23 protein-coding genes are annotated in these 25,016 nt (G+C 39.3%); 15 read left to right on the forward strand and 8 right to left on the reverse strand.

Translation table 11 applies throughout. The features are described from left to right. The first annotated feature begins 68 nt into the window (after positions 1 to 68). The 4 genes from ACOKFG_RS03985 (at position 69) to ACOKFG_RS04000 (ending at position 3,573) form a co-directional block, all read left to right on the forward strand. Positions 69 to 806 (forward strand): TerB family tellurite resistance protein, encoded by a 738-nt coding sequence (locus ACOKFG_RS03985; RefSeq protein ID WP_298793156.1) that lies wholly within the window; start codon positions 69 to 71, stop codon positions 804 to 806. Positions 807 to 817: 11 nt separating this feature from the next. Then, positions 818 to 1,402, forward strand: a complete 585-nt coding sequence (locus ACOKFG_RS03990; protein WP_422861886.1) for a HupE/UreJ family protein — start codon at positions 818 to 820, stop codon at positions 1,400 to 1,402. 86 nt (positions 1,403 to 1,488) lie between these two features. Beyond that, complete coding sequence (locus ACOKFG_RS03995) at positions 1,489 to 1,926, forward strand: dCMP deaminase family protein (RefSeq protein WP_298793160.1); 438 nt, start codon at positions 1,489 to 1,491, stop codon at positions 1,924 to 1,926. Positions 1,927 to 1,941: 15 nt separating this feature from the next. Further along, complete coding sequence (locus ACOKFG_RS04000) at positions 1,942 to 3,573, forward strand: S41 family peptidase (protein ID WP_422861887.1); 1,632 nt, start codon at positions 1,942 to 1,944, stop codon at positions 3,571 to 3,573. Here the strand turns inward: ACOKFG_RS04000 and ACOKFG_RS04005 are convergent. Continuing rightward, entirely contained in the window at positions 3,570 to 3,773 is a 204-nt protein-coding gene (locus ACOKFG_RS04005) for a hypothetical protein (protein WP_299171405.1), read from the reverse strand. The genes ACOKFG_RS04000 and ACOKFG_RS04005 overlap by 4 nt on opposite strands. A 12-nt stretch (positions 3,774 to 3,785) precedes the next feature. Continuing rightward, positions 3,786 to 4,364, reverse strand: coding sequence for a MarC family protein (locus tag ACOKFG_RS04010; RefSeq protein WP_299171408.1), 579 nt, complete (start codon positions 4,362 to 4,364; stop codon positions 3,786 to 3,788). Between the two features lie 117 nt (positions 4,365 to 4,481). Here ACOKFG_RS04010 and ACOKFG_RS04015 point away from each other — a divergent pair, with 117 nt between their 5' ends. Beyond that, the gene (locus tag ACOKFG_RS04015) at positions 4,482 to 5,051 is read left to right on the forward strand and encodes a DUF3109 family protein (protein ID WP_299171410.1); all 570 of its coding nucleotides are present in this window, start codon (positions 4,482 to 4,484) and stop codon (positions 5,049 to 5,051) included. Here the strand turns inward: ACOKFG_RS04015 and ACOKFG_RS04020 are convergent. Further along, the gene (locus tag ACOKFG_RS04020) at positions 5,044 to 6,996 is read right to left on the reverse strand and encodes a tetratricopeptide repeat-containing sensor histidine kinase (RefSeq protein WP_422861888.1); all 1,953 of its coding nucleotides are present in this window, start codon (positions 6,994 to 6,996) and stop codon (positions 5,044 to 5,046) included. The genes ACOKFG_RS04015 and ACOKFG_RS04020 overlap by 8 nt on opposite strands. Positions 6,997 to 7,025: 29 nt before the next feature. After that, positions 7,026 to 7,760 carry a LytR/AlgR family response regulator transcription factor gene (locus ACOKFG_RS04025; RefSeq protein WP_299486790.1) on the reverse strand — a complete coding sequence of 245 codons (735 nt, stop codon included), beginning with the start codon at positions 7,758 to 7,760 and terminating at the stop codon, positions 7,026 to 7,028. A 917-nt stretch (positions 7,761 to 8,677) separates the two neighbouring features. Between ACOKFG_RS04025 and ACOKFG_RS04030 the strand changes: the two genes are divergently transcribed. Continuing rightward, positions 8,678 to 9,664 (forward strand): ribonucleotide-diphosphate reductase subunit beta, encoded by a 987-nt coding sequence (locus tag ACOKFG_RS04030; RefSeq protein ID WP_298793173.1) that lies wholly within the window; start codon positions 8,678 to 8,680, stop codon positions 9,662 to 9,664. Positions 9,665 to 9,802: 138 nt separating this feature from the next. Continuing rightward, a complete protein-coding gene (locus tag ACOKFG_RS04035; RefSeq protein ID WP_298793175.1) occupies positions 9,803 to 12,280 on the forward strand; it encodes a ribonucleoside-diphosphate reductase subunit alpha in 2,478 nt (825 codons plus the stop codon). Between the two features lie 183 nt (positions 12,281 to 12,463). On the opposite strand, the gene ACOKFG_RS04040 is transcribed toward ACOKFG_RS04035, so the two are convergent. Together ACOKFG_RS04040 and ACOKFG_RS04045 are read right to left on the reverse strand one after the other, a co-directional pair. Next, positions 12,464 to 13,114 (reverse strand): gluconate 2-dehydrogenase subunit 3 family protein, encoded by a 651-nt coding sequence (locus ACOKFG_RS04040; protein WP_299171417.1) that lies wholly within the window; start codon positions 13,112 to 13,114, stop codon positions 12,464 to 12,466. Further along, positions 13,114 to 14,832, reverse strand: a complete 1,719-nt coding sequence (locus tag ACOKFG_RS04045) for a GMC oxidoreductase (RefSeq protein WP_422861889.1) — start codon at positions 14,830 to 14,832, stop codon at positions 13,114 to 13,116. Before ACOKFG_RS04045 ends, ACOKFG_RS04040 begins: the two co-directional genes overlap by 1 nt. Before the next feature lie 143 nt (positions 14,833 to 14,975). On the opposite strand from ACOKFG_RS04045, the gene ACOKFG_RS04050 reads away from it, so the two are divergent. The 5 genes from ACOKFG_RS04050 (at position 14,976) to ACOKFG_RS04070 (ending at position 20,058) form a co-directional block, all read left to right on the forward strand. Beyond that, positions 14,976 to 15,974: a sugar phosphate isomerase/epimerase family protein gene (locus ACOKFG_RS04050; protein ID WP_422861890.1), complete on the forward strand. Its 999-nt coding sequence runs from the start codon at positions 14,976 to 14,978 to the stop codon at positions 15,972 to 15,974. 101 nt (positions 15,975 to 16,075) lie between these two features. Beyond that, positions 16,076 to 16,444: a DinB family protein gene (locus tag ACOKFG_RS04055; RefSeq protein ID WP_422861891.1), complete on the forward strand. Its 369-nt coding sequence runs from the start codon at positions 16,076 to 16,078 to the stop codon at positions 16,442 to 16,444. Positions 16,445 to 16,453: 9 nt separating this feature from the next. Then, positions 16,454 to 17,710 carry an MFS transporter gene (locus tag ACOKFG_RS04060; RefSeq protein WP_298793186.1) on the forward strand — a complete coding sequence of 419 codons (1,257 nt, stop codon included), beginning with the start codon at positions 16,454 to 16,456 and terminating at the stop codon, positions 17,708 to 17,710. 22 nt (positions 17,711 to 17,732) lie between these two features. Further along, on the forward strand, positions 17,733 to 18,908 hold the full coding sequence (locus ACOKFG_RS04065; protein ID WP_298793188.1) for an MFS transporter: 1,176 nt from the start codon (positions 17,733 to 17,735) through the stop codon (positions 18,906 to 18,908). Positions 18,909 to 18,921: 13 nt separating this feature from the next. Beyond that, positions 18,922 to 20,058, forward strand: coding sequence for a Gfo/Idh/MocA family protein (locus ACOKFG_RS04070; protein WP_298793190.1), 1,137 nt, complete (start codon positions 18,922 to 18,924; stop codon positions 20,056 to 20,058). 44 nt (positions 20,059 to 20,102) lie between these two features. On the opposite strand, the gene ACOKFG_RS04075 is transcribed toward ACOKFG_RS04070, so the two are convergent. Then, on the reverse strand, positions 20,103 to 20,567 hold the full coding sequence (locus ACOKFG_RS04075; RefSeq protein WP_298793192.1) for an ASCH domain-containing protein: 465 nt from the start codon (positions 20,565 to 20,567) through the stop codon (positions 20,103 to 20,105). 9 nt (positions 20,568 to 20,576) lie between these two features. Next, complete coding sequence (locus ACOKFG_RS04080; RefSeq protein ID WP_299486781.1) at positions 20,577 to 22,280, reverse strand: GMC family oxidoreductase; 1,704 nt, start codon at positions 22,278 to 22,280, stop codon at positions 20,577 to 20,579. A gap of 142 nt (positions 22,281 to 22,422) precedes the next feature. Between ACOKFG_RS04080 and ACOKFG_RS04085 the strand changes: the two genes are divergently transcribed. From ACOKFG_RS04085 to ACOKFG_RS04095, 3 genes are read left to right on the forward strand one after another with little or no spacing between them, the layout of a single operon-like run. Beyond that, positions 22,423 to 23,475, forward strand: coding sequence for a sugar phosphate isomerase/epimerase family protein (locus ACOKFG_RS04085; protein ID WP_299486780.1), 1,053 nt, complete (start codon positions 22,423 to 22,425; stop codon positions 23,473 to 23,475). Next, positions 23,472 to 24,221: a 3-keto-disaccharide hydrolase gene (locus tag ACOKFG_RS04090; RefSeq protein WP_299486778.1), complete on the forward strand. Its 750-nt coding sequence runs from the start codon at positions 23,472 to 23,474 to the stop codon at positions 24,219 to 24,221. Before ACOKFG_RS04085 ends, ACOKFG_RS04090 begins: the two co-directional genes overlap by 4 nt. Beyond that, the gene (locus ACOKFG_RS04095; RefSeq protein WP_299486776.1) at positions 24,222 to 24,974 is read left to right on the forward strand and encodes a 3-keto-disaccharide hydrolase; all 753 of its coding nucleotides are present in this window, start codon (positions 24,222 to 24,224) and stop codon (positions 24,972 to 24,974) included. Positions 24,975 to 25,016 lie beyond the last annotated feature (42 nt).

The following is a 25,016-nucleotide window of genomic DNA, read 5'->3' on the forward strand; positions in this document are numbered from 1 at the left end:
CCTTAACACCTTATAAACTCTTAATTGTTAGTCAAAGTCCTATATTTGGACTCTAAATATTTTAAGAAATGATCAAGTGGGTAGCCGCTTTTTTAGGCTATTTTATATTTCGTTTTCCAGGAGCGATTCTTGGGTTTCTTCTTGGGAGCCTTTTTGAAAACATGGGTGGTGCAAAAAGAGGGGGAAGAACAGTCTTTCAAGATTTTACAAGACAGACGGTTTCCCCAGCTGATTTTGAATTGAACTTGTTGTCGCTCTGTTCAATTATCATTAAAGCAGATGGACAGGTAAATCAACGTGAGTTGGATTATGTAAGGCAATACTTTTTAAGCACTTATGGGAAGGAAAAAGCAAATGCCATTTTTAGAACCTTTAATGATGTTATCAAAAAAAGAGAAGTTTCGGCGCAACGAATCTGTTCCTATTTGGAACAGCGCACTCGTTATGAAGTGCGATTACAACTTCTTCACTTTTTATTTGGAATTGCTCAGGCCGATGGTCAAGTAAGCAAGGCGGAAATAGATAAGTTAAGGGAAATAGCGGGGTATTTCAGGGTCGGCAGGCACGATTTTGAAAGCATTATGGCGATGTTCATCAAATCCGCTGACAATGCATACAAGATTCTGGAAATAGAAAAGACGGTTTCAGATGAAGAAGTGAAAAAAGCATATAGAACCATGGCCAAAAAATATCATCCGGATCGAGTAGTAACGGAAAATGAGGCCATTAAGAAAGGGGCGGAGGAAAAATTTAAGGAAGTACAAAAAGCGTACGAGACCATTCAAAAAGAACGAGGAATTTCATAATAGATCAACTTATGCAAGAACTTTGGTTTTACATCAAATTGGGATTGGACCATGTGTTGGATTTTGGCGCATATGACCATATATTGTTTTTATCCGCATTGGCAATTCCGTTTACTTTTGTGAATTGGAAAAGAGTGGTGGTTTTGGCGACCATTTTCACAGTTGCACATTGTACCTCTTTAGCGCTTTCGGCTTTTGGAGTGCTGACCGTGGATGTGGGCTTAATCGAATTTCTAATACCAGTAACAATACTCTTAACAGCTTTTTTCAATTTTATTTATGTAAAAAATGAAATCCGAAGTACCGGAATGACGCTTCATATTGTGGCTACCACGTTTTTTGGCCTTATTCACGGATTTGGTTTTTCGAACTACTTTAACTTGATGATGGCCGAGGAGGAGAACAAAGTCGTCCCCTTATTAGGCTTTGCTACTGGGATTGAGTTTTCGCAAGTTGCCATTATCCTTGTGATTTTGGCTCTGGCATTTTTGGTTCAAGATGTGTTTAAAATCAAAAGAACGATTTTTATTGTACTTGCATCGATTTTGGTCATCTGTATTACAATACCGTTGCTTATTGCCACGTTTCCACAATAGGGCCTTTGTTAAAATTAGCCGAATAAGGTTGTAGGGGTCTTGCAAAGCAGGTATATTTATTCATTATCGGCTTATTTTTTTGATGTATGAAGGAGCGCAAACAAGAGAAGTATGACAAGGCCTATCTTCGCATGGCAAAAGAATGGGGAAAACTGTCCTATTGCCATCGAAAACAAGTTGGAGCCATTATCGTAAAAGACCGGATGATTATATCCGACGGCTATAACGGTACGCCTACTGGCTTCGAAAATATTTGTGAAGATGAAGAAGGATATACCAAGTGGTATGTGCTTCATGCCGAGGCAAACGCGATATTAAAAGTGGCCTCATCTACCCAATCTTGTGAAGGAGCAACCTTGTATATTACATTATCCCCCTGCAGGGAATGCAGCAAACTAATCCATCAATCAGGAATAAAACGTGTGGTATATCAAAAGGCTTACAAAGATGATTCGGGATTAAAATTCTTGGAGCGTGCCGGAGTGATTACCCACCACCTTCCTATACTGGAAGAAATGGTATAACCTCACCATTAAGCTATGAAAAAGAAATATCAATATATATTGCCCACCTTACTTGCTTTGGCTGTGGCAATCGGAATTTTTATTGGAGGCAAACTCCATTTTGACGATACCCCAGAGAAGTTATTTTCCACCAATTCCAAAAAGGACAAACTCAATAGGCTAATAGATTATATAGACTATGAGTATGTGGATGACATTGACACCGATAGCATTGTTGATGTTACGGTGAACAATATTTTGGGAAAACTGGATCCGCACTCTGTTTACATACCCAAGAGTGAAATGGATGAAGTCTCAGAAAACATGAAAGGTGACTTTGTGGGTATCGGGGTGAGTTTTTATATGTATAGGGATACCATTACGGTAATACGAACCATAAAGAATGGCCCAAGTCAGATAAGTGGAATCAAACCTGGAGACAGGATTTTGATTGCCGACATGGATACACTTTACGGAAGAAGGATTCCTAACAATGAAATTGTATCCAAATTAAAAGGAAAAACTGGCACGAAGTTAGATTTAAAGGTATTCCGCAAAGCTGAGAATAGGATGATGGATATCACGGTAAGACGTGACCGCATTCCAATAAAGAGTGTAGATGCCTATTATATGCTCAGCAGTGACATGGGGTATATAAAAATCAATCGATTTGCGGAGTCGACCTACAACGAATTTAAAGATGCAATTAGAAAATTAAAAATAAGGGGTGCGAAAAAATTGGTTCTTGATTTAAGGGATAACCCGGGAGGTTATTTGGGAATTGCAGAAAAATTGGCCGATGAATTTTTGGAAGATGATAAACTTATTCTATACACCAAAAATAAAAAGGGAAGGATAAAAAAGGCCTTTGCAACTAGTAAAGGAGAGTTTGAAGACAAGCCTGTTTATGTATTGATAAATGAACGATCCGCATCGGCAAGCGAGATTATAGCCGGAGCCTTACAGGACAACGATATTGGCACTATTGTAGGTCGACGCTCCTTTGGTAAAGGGCTGGTCCAGAGAGAGATGGATCTAGGAGATGGTTCAGCCGTGAGGCTTACCGTTTCACGATATTATACACCTACGGGGCGTTCAATTCAGCGCTCGTACGAAAAAGGACATCGCGACTATTATCAAAAATTTATTGAACGCTATAGCAGCGGAGAATTGATTTCAGTGGATAGCATAAAAGTTGCCGACTCTCTCAAATTCCGCACGCCAAAAGGCAAGGTTGTTTATGGTGGCGGTGGAATAATTCCTGATGTTTTTGTCCCAATTGGCACCAATGAAGAGGAAGCGATAGAGAGTATGGATGATACCTACGAATTCTTCTCTCGTTTTGTTTTTGAACACTTGGAGAAGGATCGAACCCGGTATATGGACTATACCAAAAATCAATTTTTAGATGAATATCGGGTAGATGACATTCTTTTTGATGAGTTTATTCAGTTCGTGCTGAATCGTAAAATTCAATTGGATTTTTATGCCTTTGAGGCTAAAATAAAAGACTATATAAAGGCAAATATTGCCGAGCAATTGTTCTCACCAAATCTTTCAGCGCAAATAAAGGGAAAACATGATTCAATGTTGAAAAAAGTCAAAGACTTGGATGAGGCAGCAACCTTCGATAAATCCAAGGAAGTAGCATTCAAACCGGAAGACTAGTTGTCTTTGATTTTCTTATCGATTTTCTTAGAAGTCATAAATATCAACAGCAAAACAATTGCGCACAATGAAGCCACAATTCCAATAAGTGCTACGGTGCTGTCACCTTGAAAGGGCGCTTCAAAATCCACAAGGGTGACGTTATAAGCTATTAGTCCCAAAGCAAGAAATATAAGAATTGTGATAAGCGTTTTATTCATGACTATTGAAATTTAGTGTCCAAACATTTGATTAACGTTGGTTGCAAATAACTTTACTGCTATAGCTAACAAAATGACTCCAAAAACTTTTCGTATAACATTAAGGCCATTCTTGCCCAACAAACGCTCTATTCTGGCACTTGACTTCAGGACAAGATATACAAAGATAATGTTTACTATAATGGCGATGATGATGTTCTCGACATGATATTCAGCCCGTAAAGCCAAAATAGAGGTCAAAGTACCAGCCCCGGCAATTATCGGAAATGCGATAGGAACAACCGAAGCACTTTCGGGCTCGTCATGTTTAAATAGGGTAACACCAAGTACCATTTCCAGGGCAAGAAAAAATATCACAAAAGCACCAGCGACAGCGAATGAATTTACGTCGATACCTATTAACCCAAGGATACTTTCACCAACGAACAGAAAAGCGGTCATAATAGAAGCGGCCACTATCGAGGCTTTTCCCGATTGAATGTGACCTACCTTAGTGCGCAAGGAAATTATGATGGGAATACTTCCTAAAATATCGATAACTGCAAAAAGCACCATACTGGCCGTAACGATTTCTTTAAAACTTAAATTCATCAGCGTATATTTTGTCGGCAAATTTACGTGTAAAATGCCTGTTTGGATTTCATAAACAGGTATAGAAAACACAATTTTTTGGTTTTGGATTACTTTTGTCTAAAATTAACGATTGCAATGTTCCAGATTGGAAAAACCATAGTGTCCGAAGAGATTTTAGAAAATGATTTCGTGTGCAACCTAAATGCATGTAAAGGAGCGTGTTGCGTAGATGGTGAATATGGAGCACCATTGGAGAGTTCCGAAACAGAGATATTGGTCGATATTTTTAAGGATGTCAAGCCATATCTTAGACCTGAGGGAATAGCAGCTATTAAGGAGCAAGGGGCATTTGTAAAAGGGGAAGACGGTGAATGGGAGACGCCATTGGTTAATCAAAGCGAGTGTGCCTACGTGGTTTTTTCAGAAGAAGGAATTGCCAAGTGCGGGCTGGAAGAAGCTTATAATGATGGAGCCACAAATTGGAAAAAACCCATTTCATGCCATATGTATCCCGTAAGAACACGTGAATATTCTGAATTTACAGCTGTTAATTACCATAGATGGGAAATATGTGACCCGGCCTGTGGCTTAGGAAAGGAACTTAAGGTTCCAATTTACAAGTTTGTGAAGGAAGCATTGATACGAAAATTTGGAGCATCTTGGTATGCTGAGCTTGAAGCAGTGGCGCAGGAAAATGCTAAATAATTGGAATGTCCAGAATCACTTTAGTACCCCTAGGAGAACCATGTTCGTCAAATAAATCCACGATATCAACATCAAAGTTGTTTTGATAGTCTTTTGAAAAATTGGCCAAACGTTCCTTTGTAATTCGAATACCTACTGACTTTCTTTTCAAGACTCTGTTGGCCTTATTGGCCTGGGCGGCGTCCCTGCCGACCCCGTTATCTACAACTTCAATGGACACATGACTTTCGTTCTTCTTTTTTACGAGAAGATGAATCATTTTTTGTCCATCTTTTGGAGAAAGCCCATGCCATAAGGAGTTTTCAAGGAAAGGTTGTAGGGCTAAAGAGGGTACTTTTATGTTGTCTACATTGATATTATCGTCCACAACTATCTTAAAGTCTATTTCATTGGAAAAACGAATATTCTCAATGTTCATATAAAGCTCTACCGTTTCCAATTCTTCAGCAAGAGAAATCTCCTTTAAAGTAGAAGCTTCCAATATTTTACGAACCAGTTTTGAAAACTTGTTAAGGTAATGCACTGCATTTTTTTGCTCATTATTGATGATGTAGAGCTTGATAGAATTAAGGGAATTGAATAAAAAATGCGGATTCATCTGACTGCGAAGCATGTTTTGCTCCAAAGTGAGAACTCTTTTCTCATTTTTACTCTGATACTGGCGATATAGAATGTATAAAATGGAAGATATTAACCCTACAATAAGAGCGCTGACCAGCAGCGTGGTTTGATTTTTTCGAAGCCTTAACCGAACAATTTCGTTTTCCTTGGCCAGTACAGAAATCTGATTGTTCTTCTTATCTGCTTCATACCGAACAATAACATCGTTCATATACCTAAAATTCGTAGAGCTCGAGATCTCCTCATCGTATTCATCGGCTTTTTTGTAGTACTGGTATGCAGCCTTATAGTTACCGCGGGCTTGTTCAAAATCGGAAAGTTTTTGGTAAGCATATAAAATATTGCTTGGGATATTATGGGTTTGGGACATTTCCAATCCGTCCATGATAAGCTTGTGAGCTTTGTCATAATTGCCCAATTCGGTATGTGCCCAACCTGTATTGATATATACCAAGGGAGTAATATAAAAATCCCCGATGTCCATTGCTTGTTCGTGCAATGGCTCCAGCAAGACTAGGGCTGCATAGGGCATGTTTTGCTTTAGATAAATCCGGGCCAAACTATTTTTGCAGATGATTCTTCCGTAATTGGAATTGATGTCCTCATTGTAGGCCAGAGATTTACGAAAGTTCTCCAAAGCTCCTTCCAAATCACCCTTGTACTCCAAACAATCGCCTATATTCTGGTAGTTTATGGCAAGACCAAGTTTGTTGCCCAGTTCTTCTTCAAGTTTAAGGGTTCTCTTAAATTGAATAATGGCAAGATCGTACTGCTCAAGAGCTTGATAGAGATTTCCAATGCAGTTTAACGATACGTTAATGCTGCGTTTTATATGGGTCGATGGGTTTTCTACTTGTTCAGCAAGTTCAAGAGCTTTTTGGTTATAATCCAAAGCTGTTTTAATGGCATCGGTTCTTCGATATACTACCCCAAGCATATTTAAGGCCCGCACCCTGAGACCAATATTATTAGACTTTTCAGCATAATCTAAAGCTTCTTGATGCAGTTCTGCCGCTTGTTTAAACTTGGATAGATTTCTGTATCTCGCTCCAATTTGATCCAGTGAATAGGAGGCACCTTCCAAAAAATTCTCTTCTTTACATCGATTGGCAAAATAGCGTAGTAGGGCAGTATCTCTTTTTTGGTCCTTAAGCTCGGTATCCAAAGCAAGATATGTTTTGGGCTGCATTCTCAGAATCCGGTTGGTCTTTTGCACAAAGGAATCAGGAATTTCTTGCGCATGGGTAAATCCAGAAAACAATAAAAAGCAGAAGAAAACCAGACAGAGCTGAGATACAGGAGAAAGTTTTATGTTTTTTATCAATCTAATTTTGAACACAGTATCCTAGAAAGTTACAACATATCCAAAAAATCGGATTTCTTCTGACGGGAAACAGGTATTTTATGATTGGATTCCAAAACCACGTATCCATCCGTTTTTAGAAATTCTTTTATTTTATTGAGATTGATGATATATGAGTTATGGATTCTGAAAAAACTATTGTCTGGTAAAAGAGTGTTTACCTCTTTCAACTTCTTGGTCAATAGAATTTTTTGTCCATCACTTAAATAAATTGTGCTGTAATTCCCATCAGATTCGGCATAAAGAATGTCGTCGCTGTTCAAAAACACTAACTTTCCGTCTGTGTTGATGGTGATTTTTTTGCTATGGGAATCGGCATTAAAATTCAACAATATTTTTTCCAATTTTTCAACTGTCAAATTTTTGGTGTTGAATTTTTTGATTTTGGCAATGGTTACCTGAAGATCGTCAGTGTCAATTGGCTTAAGAAGATAATCTATAGCTTCATTTTTAAGAGCTTGAAGTGCATACTGGTTGTATGCAGTGGTAATTACCACCGGAAAATCCTTGTTTTTAAGATTCTTGATAAACTGAAAACCGTCCATTGCAGGCATTTCAATATCAAGAAAAAGACAATCTGGGGTATTGCGATCAAGATAGTCCAAGGCTTCATGGGCATCTGTGAAAGACGCAACAATATCTACTTCATCGCTCAGGTTGGTAAGCTCCCAACTTAAACTTTGTAGTGCTTTGACTTCATCGTCTACGATAACTGCTTCTAACATCCTCTGTTTTAAATCAAACTCAAATTTAGGATTAATATATATAAGGTATTTAAAATTATGTGCTGATGGACATTTTAAACGTATAACTGGTAAAAAACCAGTTGGAACGGTAGGTTTGTACATAAATTCCTAAGCAAAGCCCTTATTTTACCTCTATTTGAGACGAAATTGAAAAAAACCTAAACCATCTACACACAAAAAAGCACAATTCATACATGCCTCAATTGAAGGGCTGATTTTGTTTTATACTTTGGTCTTGTCAAAATAAAAGACAACCTAAACCATACATACAATGAGAAAATGTGTTGTGTTATTTATGATTTTGATATTTGCTCTGGTTTGCGCCGCGGTATTGGAGAATAAGGATTTGGAGATGCAATCAGACTGGAACGAAATGGCCATCATACCATAGACGTTTCAACCCACTACGTTCATTTACATTACCAACAAATTGTACGGCCGAAGCAACCAACCTCTTGTTTTAGAAACTGCTTGCAAAATAAAATATCCGGTTGAGCCAGGATTTGAAGTTTGGTTTTAGGTTTCGGGGGAACTACCTAGAACTTGACAAATTTCCATCGGTGAGACTTGGAAAAAGGCCGTACTATTTGGTAATGCACACCGGAAGAGCTTTTAGTGTAATTCCCATAAATAAATCAAGGCCAAGGAATATAAATTTTTATACTCTTTGGTCTTTTTTGTTGCCTTCTTATTTCGCAAAAAAGTTTTCATTCTCTTTAAATTTTACCAGCCCAAGCTGTACGGGTTGCTAGCCTAGATTTCAACATGTTGTGTTAAAAACTTTACACTCGTTTTAGTAAAACAAACTTTACAATCTGGTTACATTTTTGAATCTTTGTTAGCCCTGTTCGTAAGGAAATTTCCTTTCCAAATTATAAATTTTGTAACTAGATATTATGTCAGCAGCCATTGAGCCCATATTAGAAGAAAATGAAGATAGATTTGTAATTTTTCCAATAAAGCATGATGATCTTTGGGAATGGTACAAAAAATGCGAGGCCTGTTTTTGGACAGCAGAAGAGATAGATCTTCATGAAGACCTAACAGACTGGAACAACAAGCTGAATGACGATGAACGTTATTTTATAAAACACATACTTGCATTCTTTGCTGCATCTGACGGCATAGTAAACGAGAATTTGGCGGAAAATTTTGTAAGTGAAGTTCAGTATCCTGAGGCCAAATTTTTCTATGGGTTTCAAATAATGATGGAGAATATCCATTCAGAAACCTATTCTTTATTAATAGACACTTATGTAAAGGATGAGAAAGAGAAAAACATTCTTTTCAAGGCCATTGAAAACTTTCCAGCAATCAAAAAGAAAGCTGACTGGGCATTGAACTGGATTGATTCTCCAAGTTTTGCAGAAAGATTAATTGCTTTTGCCGCTGTTGAAGGAATTTTCTTTTCAGGGGCTTTTTGTTCCATATTCTGGCTTAAGAAAAGAGGTCTAATGCCTGGCCTTACATTTTCTAACGAGTTAATTTCTAGGGATGAAGGAATGCACTGTGATTATGCTGTTCATTTACATAACAAACACTTGATCAATAAAGTGCCTAAAGAGCGAATAACACAAATTCTGACCAACGCTCTGGATATTGAAAGAGAATTTATTACTGAGTCACTTCCGGCAAGTCTTATTGGAATGAACTCAAAACTAATGACTCAGTACCTGGAGTTTGTAACTGACAGGTTGCTTGTGGAGTTAGAATGTGAAAAAGTGTACAATGCTACCAACCCATTTGATTTCATGGATATGATTTCACTTCAGGGTAAAACCAATTTCTTTGAAAAGCGTGTTTCCGAATATCAAAAAGCGGGAGTGCTGAACAAAGAAAAAGACGAAGACGCACAAAAAATCAGTTTCGACGCTGATTTTTAAATTGACCAACCTTTAAGAAAATACTACCCCCTAGTATTTTCGTGATCTTAACCTAAGCGCGTTGGAATTTTCCATCGCCAGAGAAAATGTATGCTGGTATAACCAACAAACGTATCATTTAAAAACAATAGTAGCCACATGTATGTAGTAAAAAGAGACGGAAGAAAAGAGCTGATCATGTTCGATAAGATCACGGCCAGAGTAAGAAAATTGTGTTATGGTCTTAACGGACTGGTAGACCCATTAAAGGTAGCCATGCGCGTAATAGAAGGACTTTATGATGGTGTTACCACATCCGAATTGGATAATTTGGCTGCGGAGATTGCCGCTACCATGACCACAACGCATCCAGATTATGCGAAATTGGCAGCTCGTATCTCGGTTTCCAATCTACATAAGAACACTAAAAAATCCTTCTCCGAAACCATGAAGGATTTGTATGAATATGAAAACCCTAGAACAGGTAAAAAGGCACCGCTTTTATCCGATGAGGTTTATGAGGTAATTTCTGAAAATTCGGAAAAATTAGATTCAACCATTATTTATAACCGTGATTTTGGCTACGATTATTTCGGTTTTAAAACTTTGGAACGTTCATACCTATTAAAATTAAATGGAAATATAGCAGAGCGTCCACAGCATATGTTGATGCGTGTTTCTATTGGTATTCATTTAAACGATTTGGATGCTGCCATAGAGACATATGAGTTAATGTCTAAAAAGTACTTCACTCATGCAACGCCTACTTTGTTTAATTCCGGCACACCTAAGCCACAGATGTCATCTTGCTTTCTTTTAGCAATGAAAGATGACAGTATTGACGGAATTTATGATACGTTAAAGCAAACAGCAAAAATATCGCAATCAGCAGGAGGTATCGGTCTTTCTATCCATAATGTGAGAGCCACGGGATCCTATATAGCAGGCACCAATGGAACTTCTAACGGAATTGTTCCAATGCTTCGAGTATTTAATGATACGGCGAGATATGTGGATCAAGGTGGTGGAAAACGTAAAGGAAGTTTCGCAATCTACATGGAACCTTGGCATGCAGATATCTATGAGTTTCTCGATTTGAAAAAGAATCATGGTAAAGAAGAAATGCGTGCTAGGGATTTATTCTATGCCATGTGGATTTCCGATCTTTTCATGAAAAGAGTAGAAGCAAATGAAGAGTGGACATTAATGTGTCCTAATGAGTGCCCGGGACTTTTTACACATCACAGCGAAGAGTTTGAAGAACTATATTTAAAATACGAAGCCGAAGGAAAAGGTCGTAAAACGGTAAGGGCACGCGAACTTTGGGAAAAAATACTGGAATCTCAAATTGAAACAGGTACGCCTTATATGTTGTATAAAGATGCTGCCAACCGTAAGAGCAACCAGAAGAATTTAGGAACTATCCGTTCATCTAACCTATGCACGGAGATTTTGGAGTATACTTCTCCAGATGAGGTTGCGGTATGTAATTTAGCATCTATCGCACTGCCAATGTTCATTAAGAATGGTGAGTTTGACCACAAAGAATTGTTCAAGGTTACAAAAAGAGTGACCAAGAACCTGAACAAGGTTATCGATAGAAATTACTACCCGGTCAAAGAAGCTGAAAATTCAAATATGCGTCATAGACCTATTGGTCTTGGTGTACAAGGATTGGCTGATGCATTTATCATGCTGCGCTTACCTTTTACAAGTGATGAAGCCAAAAAACTGAACCAAGAGATATTTGAAACGCTATATTTTGCTGCTGTGACGGCTTCAATGGAAGAAGCAAAAGAAGATGGCCCATACTCTTCTTATAAAGGCTCTCCAATTGAAGGAGGAGAGTTCCAGCACAATCTTTGGGGCATCAAAGATGAAGAGCTTTCAGGACGCTGGGATTGGGCAAAATTGAGAAAAGAAGTAAAGAAGAATGGGGTTCGTAACTCTTTATTGGTGGCACCAATGCCAACAGCATCTACTTCTCAGATACTTGGTAATAATGAATGTTTTGAACCATACACTTCCAATATTTATACTCGAAGAGTACTTTCCGGGGAGTTTATCGTGGTAAATAAGCACCTATTGGAAGACTTGGTAGCTTTAGGACTATGGAACGAAAACATGAAGCAAGAATTGATGCGTGCCAATGGATCTATTCAACATATAGAAACTATTCCACAGGACATTAGAGAACTTTACAAGACGGTTTGGGAGTTGAGTATGAAGGATATCATTGATATGAGTAGGCAAAGAGGATACTTTATTGACCAGAGCCAATCTTTAAATTTGTTCATGGAAAATGCAAATTATTCCAAGTTGACTTCAATGCATTTTTATGCATGGAAGAGTGGACTTAAAACTGGAATGTATTATCTAAGAACTAAAGCGGCTGTTGACGCCATTAAGTTTACCTTGGACAATACCAAGAAAAAAGAAGTTCCAGTAAGCGTAGCAGCCGAGGCTGAGGTTTTGGCCGCTAGTCCTAAAGCTGCAGAAGGAATTAAGGTTGAAACCACACCAGTTGAGCAACAAGATGTGGACATACAGCCGATGACCCCAGAAGAAATGAAAGAGATGATCGCGCGGGCCAAAGAAGGTCAAGCAGATGATGATTGCTTAATGTGCGGATCATAATGTGATAGTGTTTATTTGATAAAGCACCTTGGGAAAGCTCACCCCACATTGGGCAGAACCAAGGTGTTTTCTTTAACAATAATAGTGGACGACCTGCAATAAATAGCTACGGAAATCTACCCCAAATAAAAACCCTATTGCTTAGCAATAGGGTTTTTTCGTGTGTTTTAGTTTAGGAAAAACCTATAAGGACCAAGCTTTTCCTTGGGTCAACTCATTAAGATCACCACAACCAATATACTCACCTGGTATAGGTAAATAAGCCAAGACTTCTTCACCAACGTATTCAGAAGTTTTATAGGCCCAGATAGTAGTGTTTCTAAGATTATCTGCAAAAGCATAACAGGCAACCTCTTCGTCTAGTTCAGCTGTTTCACCATTTGTCATGGCTTCAATATAAGCGTCCATGATTTCACCATGCTGCTCTTCCTGCTCTGGGGTTCTTTTTTTCAAATAAGAAGCAAATACAGGTTCTAAATCTTCATCATCGAGGTCTGCTAAGCTCTCTTTTCCAGAACTGGCCAATACCTTGTTGGTGAACGATTCCATCGTCAACTTCATTAACCCTTGGTGTTCTTCTGGCAGTACTTCATTGGCAAATTGATCGATAAACAAATGCACATTTACTTCAGACGCTGAAGGTGTATCCGTTTTTGGTAACAAAATGTCAATTAATGAATGCACGATATTCCCTTGCTCTTTACTAAAAAAGGTTGGAGTCCAATCGAGCACCTTTTTACTTTGACAGCTTTGAACAATACTCAATAATGCCGGAGTGGCCGCGGCATAACCGAAAACCATTCCCATATTTTTTAATGCTGCTCTTCTTTCCATTATATATTTCCTTTTTTAAGTTCTTGCGCTGCGTGGTTGGCTGCCCTTGCTGTGAAAGCCATATAAGTCAACGAAGGGTTGACACATGAGGCCGAAGTCATAAAAGAACCATCGGTAACATACACATTTTTACAGGCATGTACTTGGTTATATTCATTAAGAACAGATGTTCTTGGATCTCTTCCCATTCGAGCAGTACCCATTTCATGGATTCCTAAACCTATTGCACCAGGATCATCAAATGATTCTACATCACGCAAACCTGCTTTTTCAAGCATTTCAACTGCTTGATTTTTCATATCCTCACGCATTTTCAATTCATTTTCCCTGAGCTCGGCATCGAAGGTAACCGTTGGAAGTCCCCATTGATCAACCTTATCATAATCCAAGGTCATGCGGTTATCCTCATAGGGAAGAATTTCTCCAAATCCACCCATTCCAAAAGTCCAACCTCCAGGCTTCAAAATGGCATCTTTAAGGTCTTTTCCATGGGAAACTTCTGCAATAACATCTTCCCAATTGCCTCTTTGGGCACCTCCTTGATAGCCATATCCTCTTAAGAACTTATCGGTGTTGGAGCTGCCGCCAAGGTTTCTGAACCTAGGGACATAAATCCCGTTGGGCTTTCTTCCTTTATAGTACTTATCTTCAAAACCATCAAATTTTCCTGAAGCGCCCACACGTAAGTGGTGATCCATGATATTTCTTCCTAATTGATCCGAATCATTGCCGAGTCCATCTGGGAAACGGTCAGATTTTGATTGCATCAATATAGATGTTGAAGCTATTGCTGAAGCACATAGGAAAATCACTTTTGCCTTGAATACATGTTCTTCCTTGGTAACGCGATCAATAACTTTAACACCAGTCGCTTTTTTGGTATCAGGGTCATACATTACCTCATGAACAATGGCATCTGGTCTTAGCGTCATGTTTCCTGTGCGCTCGGCAGCCGGTAAAGTAGAAGAAACACTGCTAAAATAAGCTCCAAAAGGACACCCACGAATACATCGGTTTCTATATTGGCAACGTACTCTTCCATCACCTTCAAACTTTTTATCACTATTTATGTGAGCAACTCTACCGGCAGTTATTACCCTACCATCAAAATGCTCCGAAACCTTTTCGCGTACATGCTGTTCCACACAATTGAGCTCCATCATAGGCTCAAATTTTCCATCAGGTAGTTGGGGTAGGCCCAACATTTCCCCAGCAACGCCTATGTACGATTCCACTTTATCATACCATGGGGCAATATCCTTGTAACGAACGGGCCAATCTACCGCAACGCCATCCTTCTTATTAGCTTCAAAATCGATATCGCTCCAGCGATAGCTATGTCGACCCCACATGATGGAACGACCCCCAACATGGTATCCTCGCATCCAATCGAAACGTTTAGTTTCATTATATGGATGTTCCAAATCGTTTACGAACCAATGCTTTGAACCTGCTCTGGTTGTATACCCCGTGCGATTTTGCTTTTCCTGTTTTTTAATGTCTTCTGTTGTAGGTTGTCCATTGTTTGGAAAATCCCATGGATCCATATTGGCAGTAGGATAGTCTTCTCTGTGCTTGACCATTGGTCCACGCTCCAGTACCAAGGTCTTTAAGCCATTTTCGCAAAGTTCCTTTGCAGCCCATCCACCACTGATGCCTGTCCCAACAACAATTGCATCATAGGATTCTTGCTCTTCATTGTAATAGAATATGCTCATTTATTATTGATTGTTTATTTTCTAAAAGTATTAAATATTAAATTAATTTTCTACATTTAAACCCCCTGTTTATTGGGAAATTAACACTATAACGTTGTAGTAAATCCTAATCTTTTAATTGCCAGTATCACAAACCAATAGGTATGAAAAGAAGAAATTTTGTTGTCAATTCTGCAAAAGCAGGCTTAGCCTTAACTGCTTTGGGTGGATATGCTTGTAAGCAAACCAAAAAAGAACCGGAGAGTGAAGAAGTTGCTGTTGTGACTGAAGAAAGGACTTCCCCATTTTTTGAACTATCGCTCGCGCAGTGGTCTATCAATAAAATGATTCGTGAAGGAGGGACTGATCCATACACTTTTGCGGAAAAAGCAAAAGCGTGGGGTTTTACGGGTCTTGAATACGTAAGTCAATTATACCATCCTGAACTTGAGAAGGGTAATTATTCGCCAGAAGCTATGAAAGCTTTCGTAGATAAAAGCAATGCAGAAGCTGAAAAGCATGGTATGAAAAACGTATTGCTTATGATTGATGGACAAGGGGCTCTAGCTGCAGCCGATGAGGCAGAAAGAAAAGCTGCGGTAGAAAACCACTTTAAATGGGTAGATGCCGCCGCCGCTATGGGCTGTCATTCTATACGTGTTAATCTTCAAGGAAGTATGGAACAGGATGAATGGATCGAAGCTTCAACAGATGGATTAACGCAGCTGTCGACCTATGCCAAGGACAAAAATGTAAACATTATTGTAGAGAACCATGGGGGACCTTCATCAAATGGAGCTTGGTTGGCCGAGGTAATGAAGAGCGTGAATATGGATAATTGCGGGACACTACCAGATTTTGGAAACTTCTGTGTTAAAAGAGAAGATGGGTCTTATTACGATTCAAAATGCATAAAGGAATATGACAAGTACAAAGGGGTAGAGGAATTGATGCCATTCGCAAAAGCGGTAAGTGCAAAGGCCTACGATTTTGATGCTGATGGTAACGAGACCAAGATTGATTATGTTAAGATGTTGAAGATTGTAAAAGAAGCAGGATATACCGGATTTGTTGGTGTTGAATATGAAGGAAGTGTTTTGAGCGAGGAAGAAGGTATCATTGCGACAAGAGATTTATTGATTAAAGCAGGCAAACAAGTTTAAAGTTCGATTGCTGAAGCTCATTATATATGAAGGTATTGTTTAACCAACTATTTGACTACAATTTTTATTGTAATAAGAAGCTTATTGAGCAATGCACGACTATGGAAAAAGTTCCAGAAAAGTGCATCAAGCTTTTTAGTCATATATTGAATGCCCATCATATTTGGAACAATCGTATCGCCGGAAAACCCCCAGAATATGGTGTTTGGCAAGAGCATACCGTTGAAAGTTGGGGAGATATTCATTATGAAAACCAACGGACCACTTTTGAGCTAATTACAAATGCCGATGATTTCGGCCGAAGAATAGATTACGAAAACAGCGAGGGAAGAGTGTTTGCGAATGAGCTTAAGGATATACTTTTTCATATTATCAACCATTCAACGCACCACAGAGGCCAAATACTTATGGATTATAGATCTAACGGTATTGAACCTGAACCCTTGGACTACATTTTTTATAAAAGATAACCCCCGTTCATGAGTTTAAAAGTAAAGTTCCAGCTGTCGTTTATGATGTTTTTAGAGTTCTTCATATGGGGAGGTTGGTTCGTGACATTAGGTATTTATTTGCCTAACACCTTAGGAGCATCGGGCGCAGATATTGCCCTGGCGTACTCAAGTCAATCCTGGGGTGCAATAATTGCACCCTTTATAATCGGATTGATTGCAGACCGCTATTTCAATGCTGAAAAGGTTTTGGGAATTTTACATCTGGTCGGAGCATTTATAATGTACCAGATGGCCAATGCAGACGATATTTCAGTATTCGTTCCGTATGTATTTGGATATATGATTGCTTACATGCCTACATTGGCCTTGGTCAATTCAGTTTCGTTCAATCAAATGAAGGACCCATCCAAAGAATTTGCCTTTGTCAGGGTTTTTGGGACTATTGGTTGGATTGTAGCGGGACTAATTTTTATAAGCACCGTTTTTAAATGGGACTCCCCGGAGAACATCGCAAATGGTGCATTAAGAAATACATTTGTCATGACCGCTATAGCTTCTGCTGTGCTTGGTCTGTTCAGTTTCACATTGCCTAAAACACCACCAAGGGTTGGTAAAGCGGAAAAAGTATCTCTCTCGGATATTATCGGGCTAGATGCTTTAAAGCTATTGAAAGACAGAAATTTTTTGGTTTTCTTTTTAGCATCGGTGCTGATATGTATTCCTTTGGCATTTTACTACCAACACGCCGGACAGTTTTTGGGTGAAATTGGAGCTTCAATTGGAGTTTTCGGTGCGGAAATCGGCCCGGCAGGAATGATGACGATAGGTCAGATTTCTGAAGTTATGTTTATGTTATTACTGCCATTTTTCTTTAAGAAATTTGGATTTAAAAGGACAATTTTAGTGGGCATGTTCGCCTGGCTGGTGAGGTACCTGCTTTTTGCATATGGAAATGAAGGAGAATTGGCCTTTATGCTGATTATAGGTATCGCACTTCATGGCATATGTTATGATTTTTTCTTTGTTTCCGGTCAAATTTATACAGATACCAAGGCGGGGGACAAGTACAAAAGCGCTGCTCAAGGATTAATTACCTTAGCCACCTACGGTGTGGGTATGCTGATAGGTTTTTGGATTGCAGGTAAGATAACCGATACGTATCTCACTTCAGAAAACATTCATGAATGGGAAAATATTTGGAGTTTCCCAGCCATTTTTGCATTAGGTGTTGCCATTCTTTTTGCACTCCTTTTCAAAAACGAAAAAATAGAATACAAATCCTAAATAACAACCAAAATAATATAACATGGAGAATGTAAACAAGAATCGATTGTTTGTAGCATCCTGTGTTGCTTTGTTGGTCACTTCAATGACCTTTGCGATACGGGCAAGATTGGAGACCGTTTTTGGTCCTGAAGGAGTTGGATTGACATTAGAGCAAATTGGATGGGCGTTTACACCTGCATTTTGGGGTTTTACCTTAGCAATGATTATTGGAGGTCCATTGGTTGATTCCCTTGGAATAAAAAAGATTACTTGGATTGCATTTATTACCCATGCTATTGGTATTACATGGACAATTTTGGCCAAAGATCAAACCTCATTGTTTTTAGCTACGTTATTTGTTGGTATTGGAAACGGAATGGTAGAAGCCGCGCTCAACCCTATGATCGCATCTATGTATAGCGAGAATAAAACAAAAATGCTCAACCGTTTTCATGTTTGGTTTCCTGGAGGCATAGCCATAGGAGGCGTTCTAGGATGGCTGATTATGGATGTCATGGGCTTGGGATGGCAAATAATGGTCGGAATATTATTTATTCCCCTGGTGATATATGCATTCTTATTTTTTGGACAAAAGTTCCCGGTTACAGAACGTGTTCAATTGGGAGTTAGCAATAAAAAAATGTTTGCCAGTCTGGGTAAACCACTATTTATTTTTATGGTGATTTGTATGCTCCTGACTGCGGCATCAGAACTGGGAACAACACAGCGAATCGAATCATTGTTAAAAGAATCCGGTACTGTTCCGTTGTTGGTCTTGGTGTTTATCAATGGGATTATGGCTATAGGTAGAGGCTTTGCTGGTAAAGTAATACATAAGCTTCAACCGTCAGGAATGTTATTGTTTTCTGCAATATTTACCTTTATTGGTCTTTGGTTGTTGACTATAACAAGTGGGACGATGACATTTGCTGCAGCGGCTGTCTTTGCGGTGGGAGTCACCTTTTTCTGGCCGACAATGCTTGGATTTGTTGCGGAATACTTACCCCAAACAGGAGCCCTCGGGCTTTCGATAATGGGAGGTGCTGGAATGTTATCCGTATCAGTGGTATTACCTTTTATGGGAAAATTGATGGATGATGCCAGTCCTATGGAAGCACTGCGAACGATGTCAATCCTGCCTGCAATATTAATTGCGGCGTTCCTAGGATTGTACTTATATATGAAAAAACGAAAATCAAATACTGAAGCAACTTAAAAAAAGAAAACACATGCCAAAAAAGATTAGACTTGGTATTATTGGAGGTGGAGGAGATTCACTTATTGGGGTGCTGCACAGAGTGGCCTCTTTTATAAATGACAATTATGAAATAGTCGGAGCGGTATTTAATCCAGACTTTGAACAGAACATGGGTTTTGCCAAAGAAATCGATGTGCCCACAAATAGGATATACAAAGATTTTGACACTTTGATATCGGAGGAAATGAAGCTTCCGGAAGATCAACGCATCCAGGTTTGTTCAGTACTTACACCTAATTTCTTGCACTTTCCAATGGCCAAGAAATTGTTGGAGAATGGATTTCATGTGATTTGTGAAAAACCGATGACCATGAACCATGAGGAGGCGAAAATATTGGAAGAGGTACACCAAAAATCAGGAAAGGTATTCGCACTTACCCATACGTATACAGGTTATCCTATGGTACGACAAATGAGGGAAATGATTAAAGCAGGTGCTTTGGGAAGAATCCATAAAGTGGATGCGAGATATTATCAAGGCTGGATCAATACCGTAATTCATGATAAAGAAAAGCGTTCCACGGTTTGGCGATTAGATCCAAAAAAAGCTGGAATAAGTTCATGTATTGGTGATATTGGGGTGCATGCCTCCAATTTAATTGAATACACCACGGGATTACAGATTAAATCCGTTCTGTGCGATTTTAACTACCTCTACGATGATAATCAAATGGATGTGGATGGTACGGTCTTGATTCGTATGGACAAACATGTGAAAGGTGTGGTTAGAGCGAGCCAAGTGGCTACTGGGGAAGAAAATGGACTGGCTATTGCCATTTATGGAGAAAAAGGAGCTTTCAGATGGGAGCAGGAAAAACCCAATTTTCTGTATAAGATGAGTGATACGGAACCCTTACAAGTTTATAAACCAGGACATGCCTATAATTCTGAACTTTCCCTAAAAGCTTCAAAAATACCTGCTGGACATCCCGAAGGCATTTTTGATTCGATGGCTAATATCTATTTAGGGGCTGCTAGAGCCATCCGCGGCGAAGAATACAATGATGGGGAATTCCCAACCATGCGTGATGGTGTTAGGGGAATGAACTTTATTGAAAGTACAGTCGCTTCACACAAACAAGGGAATGTTTGGATTGATTTGGATTAATCTATATTCTAAAATAGAGAATAATGGTCGCCTACGTGCGGCCATTATCTTTGAAAAACCTTTTCGAATTCTTCAAAAACTACAATCATACTTTCCCTAGGGATACGATTAAATTCAGAAAGTTCTCGGGTATAATAGTCCCAATGTGTCTTTTTCCAGTATTCTAAACTTTTGTCGCCTTCGCCCTCTTTTCTGGCATGATCAGAGTTAACGGCAAAATAAGGAACCAGTTTTACCGATGTAGTCCGTATAACACACTTTGCTTTTCCAGACCAATCAGTCACGACAGCAAAATCTCCTATTTTGGGCATAGGTTCATTGCGGTTTTGCATTCCTAAAAGCGAATGCGAAGTGGCTCTTTTTACATCTTTGCACACCAAATTGACACAATCGTCTGCGTCTTTTTGATTATCACAAAAGTGAATCACTTTAGGTGCATCTTCAGAAGCAAATTCTAGATGGGCGTCCAAAAAATCGCCCCATAAATTGCGGGCAGAAGCGTTTTCCATAGTAGGTATTTAAGAAAATTTATGTTGTTTGAATTGTTCAACAGCGTGTTGTGCAGCTCTTGCTGTAAAAGCCATATAGGTCAGTGATGGGTTAACACAGCTGGCGGAGGTCATAAAAGCGCCATCAGTCACATAAACGTTGGGTGCTCCATGCACTTGATTATGTTTGTTTAAGACAGAAGTCTTGGAATCATGTCCCATGCGGGCACCTCCCATTTCATGTATGCCCAACCCTGGCCCGGTTTCTCTATCGTAGGCCTTCACATCTCTATAACCCGCTGCTTTTAATATGGCAACAGCTTCTTCCTTGATGGCCTCGCGCATGTTCATTTCATTTTCTTTGAATTCCACATCAAAATCCAATTGAGGAAGACCCCATTGGTCTTTCTTATCAGCACTCAAGGTAACACGATTGTCGTGATAAGGCAACATTTCTCCAAAACCTGTCATTCCAATTTCCCAATCACCCGGTTTCAACACCGCTTCCTTAAGGGCAACACCATATCCCATTTCTGCAACAGTTTCTGACCAATTTGACCTTCCTGCTCCACCTTGATATCCAAAACCTCGCAAAAAGTTTTTTCGTTTGGTTTTTTCATTCAGATTTACAAAACGGGGGATGTAAAAACCATTAGGTCTTCTGCCTTTGTAATATTTATCTAGATGCCCATCTACTTTTGCAGATGCTCCTAGCTGATAGTGGTGGTCCATAATATTGCGGCCCACCTCATCATAATTGTTGCCAAGACCGTTTGGAAATGTTTTTGATTTGGATTGCAATAAGATTCCTACAGATGCCATTGCCGAAGCACATAGGAAAACTACCTTGGATTTAAATTCAATCTTTTCATGGGTTACCGAATCAATGATTTTAACTCCTGTTGCCTTTTTTTGAACATCATCATAGACTACTTCGTAAACAACTGAGTTTGGACGAAGGGTTAGATTTCCAGTACGTTCCGCTGCCGGTAATGTGGAAGAATTACTGCTAAAATAACCCCCAAAAGGACACCCTCTCCAGCATCTATTTCTATATTGACAAGGGCCACGCCCGGTAAAATCAGTAGTATTTTTAGTAATATGTGCGGCTCTGCCGATCGTCAACAGGCGACCATCCTCAAAATGAGTGGTCATAGATTTTTGTAGATCTTTTTCCACACAGTTCAAATCCATCGGAGGCAAGAATTGACCATCAGGCAATTGTTTCAATCCCAATTTTTCACCACTTACCCCAATGTAGGACTCAACTTTGTCATACCATGGAGCTATATCTTTATATCTGACAGGCCAATCAATGGCAATGCCTTCCTTTTTGTTAGCCTCAAAATCAATATCGCTCCAACGATAACTTTGCCTGCCCCAGGTAAGGGACCGACCACCTACCTGATATCCGCGAATCCAATCAAAACGTTTGGTTTCTTGGTATGGATGCTCTAAATCATTCACAAAAAAATGCTTGACATCTTCACGCGGGGCCCAACCAACACGAAGTTGTTTCTGATATTTTTCCTTTTCCGAACGAGACAGTTCACCTTTAAAGGCATAGTCCCAAGTGTCATCGTTCATGGTTTTGTAATCTTCAACGTGCTTTACTATTGGGCCACGTTCCAAGACCAATGTTTTCAATCCATTTTCGCAAAGCTCCTTGGCTGCCCATCCCCCGGTGATTCCCGTTCCAACTACAATGGCATCATAAACAACATTTTCATTCATTATTGTGCTGTTTTAATTGTTGGCGAATCCCTATATTTATGTCTTTCCTAGAGGAAACTGAAAACATCATAATATTTTTCTTAAATATAGGTGATAAATCCTAAAACCTTAAGGATTTATACAAGCTAAAAAGTTGATTTAAATGAAGACAATTAAAGGACCGGCAGTATTTCTAGCTCAATTTGTAGATGGCCAACCTCCCTTCAATTCTTTGGATGGACTGTGCGAATGGGCATCTGGATTAGGGTACAAAGGAATCCAAATTCCAACTTGGGAGTCGTTTCTAATAGATTTGGACAAGGCAGCTGAAAGCCAGGATTATTGCGATGAATTAAAGGGAAAAATCAATTCGTATGGGTTGGAAATCACCGAACTATCCACACACTTGCAAGGGCAGTTGGTGGCAGTACATCCTGCTTACGATATCATGTTCGATAATTTTGCCCCAGATGCAGTAAAGAATAATCCGAAAGCTAGAACCGAGTGGGCCATTGAAACGGTTAAAAAGGCCGCAACGGCAAGCAGAAGATTGGGAATAAAAGCTCATGCCACATTTTCTGGATCATTACTTTGGCACACTGCCCACCCTTGGCCTCAAAGACCACCTGGATTGGTAGAAATGGGATTTGAAGAACTGGCCAAAAGATGGATGCCCATTCTAAACCACTTTGATAAGGAAGGGGTTGATGTTTGTTATGAAATTCACCCTGGAGAAGACTTGCATGATGGGGATACCTTTGAGCGTTTTTTGGAAGCTACTGGCAATCACAAAAGAGTGAATATATTATATGACCCAAGCCATTTTGTGTTACAACAATTGGATTATATTGCATATATAGATCACTATCATGAATTTATAAAATCGTTCCATGTAAAAGATTCCGAATTCAATCCAACTGGAAAAAAGGGTGCTTTTGGAGGCTATAACGATTGGGGAGATCGCGCAGGCCGTTATCGTTCTCTTGGTGATGGACAAATAGATTTCAAGACGATTTTCTCAAAATTAACACAATATGGATGTGATGTTTGGGCAGTTATGGAATGGGAGTGTTGTATTAAAAGTCCGGAACAAGGAGCAAGGGAAGGTGCCAAATTTATCCAAGACCATATTATTGAAGCCACCACCAAAACCTTTGATGATTTCGCGGGGGCAGAAACAGATACTGAAAAACTTAAAAAAATATTGGGATTATGAAAAAGCTGACTTTATTTATGGCCTTAATGGTTGCCTTTGCATGTAAAGACAAACCAAAAGAAGAGGCAAAAGAAGAGACCATACAGGCAACTGAAGCTCAAACGGAACGTGAAGAATCAGGTTGGGTAACCTTATTCGATGGAACCTCATTTAATGGGTGGCATTTATACAATGAAGGAGAAATTGATGAGCCTTGGAAACTCGAAGATGGTACCATGGTATTCTATCCACCTAAAGAGAAGAAAGAAGGGGAAAGCTATAATATTGTGACCGATAAAGAGTTCACCAACTTTGTTTTGTCTTTAGAATGGAAGATTTCGAAAGGTGGGAACAGTGGAATTTTTTGGGGTGTTTATGAGGGTGAAAAATATGGGCAACCATATTTAACCGGGCCTGAAATCCAGGTTTTGGATGACGAGGAACATCCGGATGCTAAAAACGGAACTACTCATCAGGCAGGAGCCTTGTATGACATGATTGCTCCATCCGAAAAGGCAGTTAAACCGGCAGGCGAATGGAATACCGTTGAATTAACTGTAAACCATGAAACCAACCACGGCCAGGTACTATTGAATGGAATTAAAGTTGTTGAATTTCCGGTTCACGGACCTGAATGGGACACCATGGTATCCAAATCCAAGTTTGCTGATTGGGAAGGATTTGGAGCCTACAAAACAGGAAAAATCGGCTTACAGGATCATAGCGATATTGTGGCTTATCGAAATATTAAAATCAAAGAATTATAAATGTCCAAAAATCTATTTCTTTTCTTTTTTGGTTTTATTGCAGTTGTTGCATTGGGCCAAGAAAAACAGCCAACTAATCCAGAAGCCACTGAAGTTTATGAACCCGTACCACCTCGTGTGATTCCAGGTCAACTTGGATCTCCACCGAGCGACGCCATTGTTCTTTTTGATGGTAAAAATTTTGACCACTGGATAAGCAGCGCTGATAGCTCGGCCGTAAAATGGCATTTGAATAAAGATGGTAGTACTACGGTCAACGATGGAACTGGAAACATCCAAACCAAACAAAATTTTGGGAGCATCCAGCTACATCTAGAATGGAAGTCACCAAAAGAAGTACTTCGAGATGGACAAAACAGAGCTAATAGTGGAGTATTTATACAACAACGGTATGAAATACAGGTATTGGACAATAATGATAACGACACCTATGTAAATGGGCAAGTAGGAGCTTTATACAAGCAAGGTGTGCCATTGGCCATGGCTTCATCTCCAACTGGCGAATGGAATACATATGATATTATATTTCACACCCCAGAATTTAGTAGAGGAGGAAACATTGTAAAACCAGCCACGGTTACTTTATTACATAACGGTGTTTTAATTCAAGATCATTTCGTAATTGAAGGCACAATAGAATATATTGGTTGGCCTAAATATCAGGCTCATGGAAAAGCTCCGTTAATGTTACAAGACCACAATGATAATAGTAGGGTGAGCTTCAGAAATATTTGGGTAAGAGAGTTGGATTAAATACTACAATCCTCAGACATTGCTTTGTGGCACAACCTGGGT

This window comes from Flagellimonas rhodophyticola, assembly GCF_049332665.1.
Taxonomy (GTDB): Bacteria; Bacteroidota; Bacteroidia; order Flavobacteriales; family Flavobacteriaceae; genus Flagellimonas.

Coding starts and splice junctions, on each gene's coding strand:
- ACOKFG_RS04000 (WP_422861887.1), top strand. CDS start 1,942: ATGAAAAAGAAATATCAATATATATTGCCCACCTTACTTGCTTTGGCT.
- ACOKFG_RS04035 (WP_298793175.1), top strand. CDS start 9,803: ATGTATGTAGTAAAAAGAGACGGAAGAAAAGAGCTGATCATGTTCGAT.
- ACOKFG_RS04050 (WP_422861890.1), top strand. CDS start 14,976: ATGAAAAGAAGAAATTTTGTTGTCAATTCTGCAAAAGCAGGCTTAGCC.
- ACOKFG_RS04090 (WP_299486778.1), top strand. CDS start 23,472: ATGAAAAAGCTGACTTTATTTATGGCCTTAATGGTTGCCTTTGCATGT.
- ACOKFG_RS04010 (WP_299171408.1), bottom strand. CDS start 4,364: ATGAATTTAAGTTTTAAAGAAATCGTTACGGCCAGTATGGTGCTTTTT.
- ACOKFG_RS04075 (WP_298793192.1), bottom strand. CDS start 20,567: ATGGAAAACGCTTCTGCCCGCAATTTATGGGGCGATTTTTTGGACGCC.
- ACOKFG_RS04060 (WP_298793186.1), top strand. CDS start 16,454: ATGAGTTTAAAAGTAAAGTTCCAGCTGTCGTTTATGATGTTTTTAGAG.
- ACOKFG_RS04070 (WP_298793190.1), top strand. CDS start 18,922: ATGCCAAAAAAGATTAGACTTGGTATTATTGGAGGTGGAGGAGATTCA.
- ACOKFG_RS04015 (WP_299171410.1), top strand. CDS start 4,482: ATGTTCCAGATTGGAAAAACCATAGTGTCCGAAGAGATTTTAGAAAAT.
- ACOKFG_RS04030 (WP_298793173.1), top strand. CDS start 8,678: ATGTCAGCAGCCATTGAGCCCATATTAGAAGAAAATGAAGATAGATTT.
- ACOKFG_RS04065 (WP_298793188.1), top strand. CDS start 17,733: ATGGAGAATGTAAACAAGAATCGATTGTTTGTAGCATCCTGTGTTGCT.
- ACOKFG_RS04040 (WP_299171417.1), bottom strand. CDS start 13,114: ATGGAAAGAAGAGCAGCATTAAAAAATATGGGAATGGTTTTCGGTTAT.
- ACOKFG_RS04085 (WP_299486780.1), top strand. CDS start 22,423: ATGAAGACAATTAAAGGACCGGCAGTATTTCTAGCTCAATTTGTAGAT.
- ACOKFG_RS03995 (WP_298793160.1), top strand. CDS start 1,489: ATGAAGGAGCGCAAACAAGAGAAGTATGACAAGGCCTATCTTCGCATG.
- ACOKFG_RS04055 (WP_422861891.1), top strand. CDS start 16,076: ATGGAAAAAGTTCCAGAAAAGTGCATCAAGCTTTTTAGTCATATATTG.
- ACOKFG_RS03990 (WP_422861886.1), top strand. CDS start 818: ATGCAAGAACTTTGGTTTTACATCAAATTGGGATTGGACCATGTGTTG.
- ACOKFG_RS03985 (WP_298793156.1), top strand. CDS start 69: ATGATCAAGTGGGTAGCCGCTTTTTTAGGCTATTTTATATTTCGTTTT.
- ACOKFG_RS04045 (WP_422861889.1), bottom strand. CDS start 14,832: ATGAGCATATTCTATTACAATGAAGAGCAAGAATCCTATGATGCAATT.
- ACOKFG_RS04080 (WP_299486781.1), bottom strand. CDS start 22,280: ATGAATGAAAATGTTGTTTATGATGCCATTGTAGTTGGAACGGGAATC.
- ACOKFG_RS04005 (WP_299171405.1), bottom strand. CDS start 3,773: ATGAATAAAACGCTTATCACAATTCTTATATTTCTTGCTTTGGGACTA.
- ACOKFG_RS04025 (WP_299486790.1), bottom strand. CDS start 7,760: ATGTTAGAAGCAGTTATCGTAGACGATGAAGTCAAAGCACTACAAAGT.
- ACOKFG_RS04095 (WP_299486776.1), top strand. CDS start 24,222: ATGTCCAAAAATCTATTTCTTTTCTTTTTTGGTTTTATTGCAGTTGTT.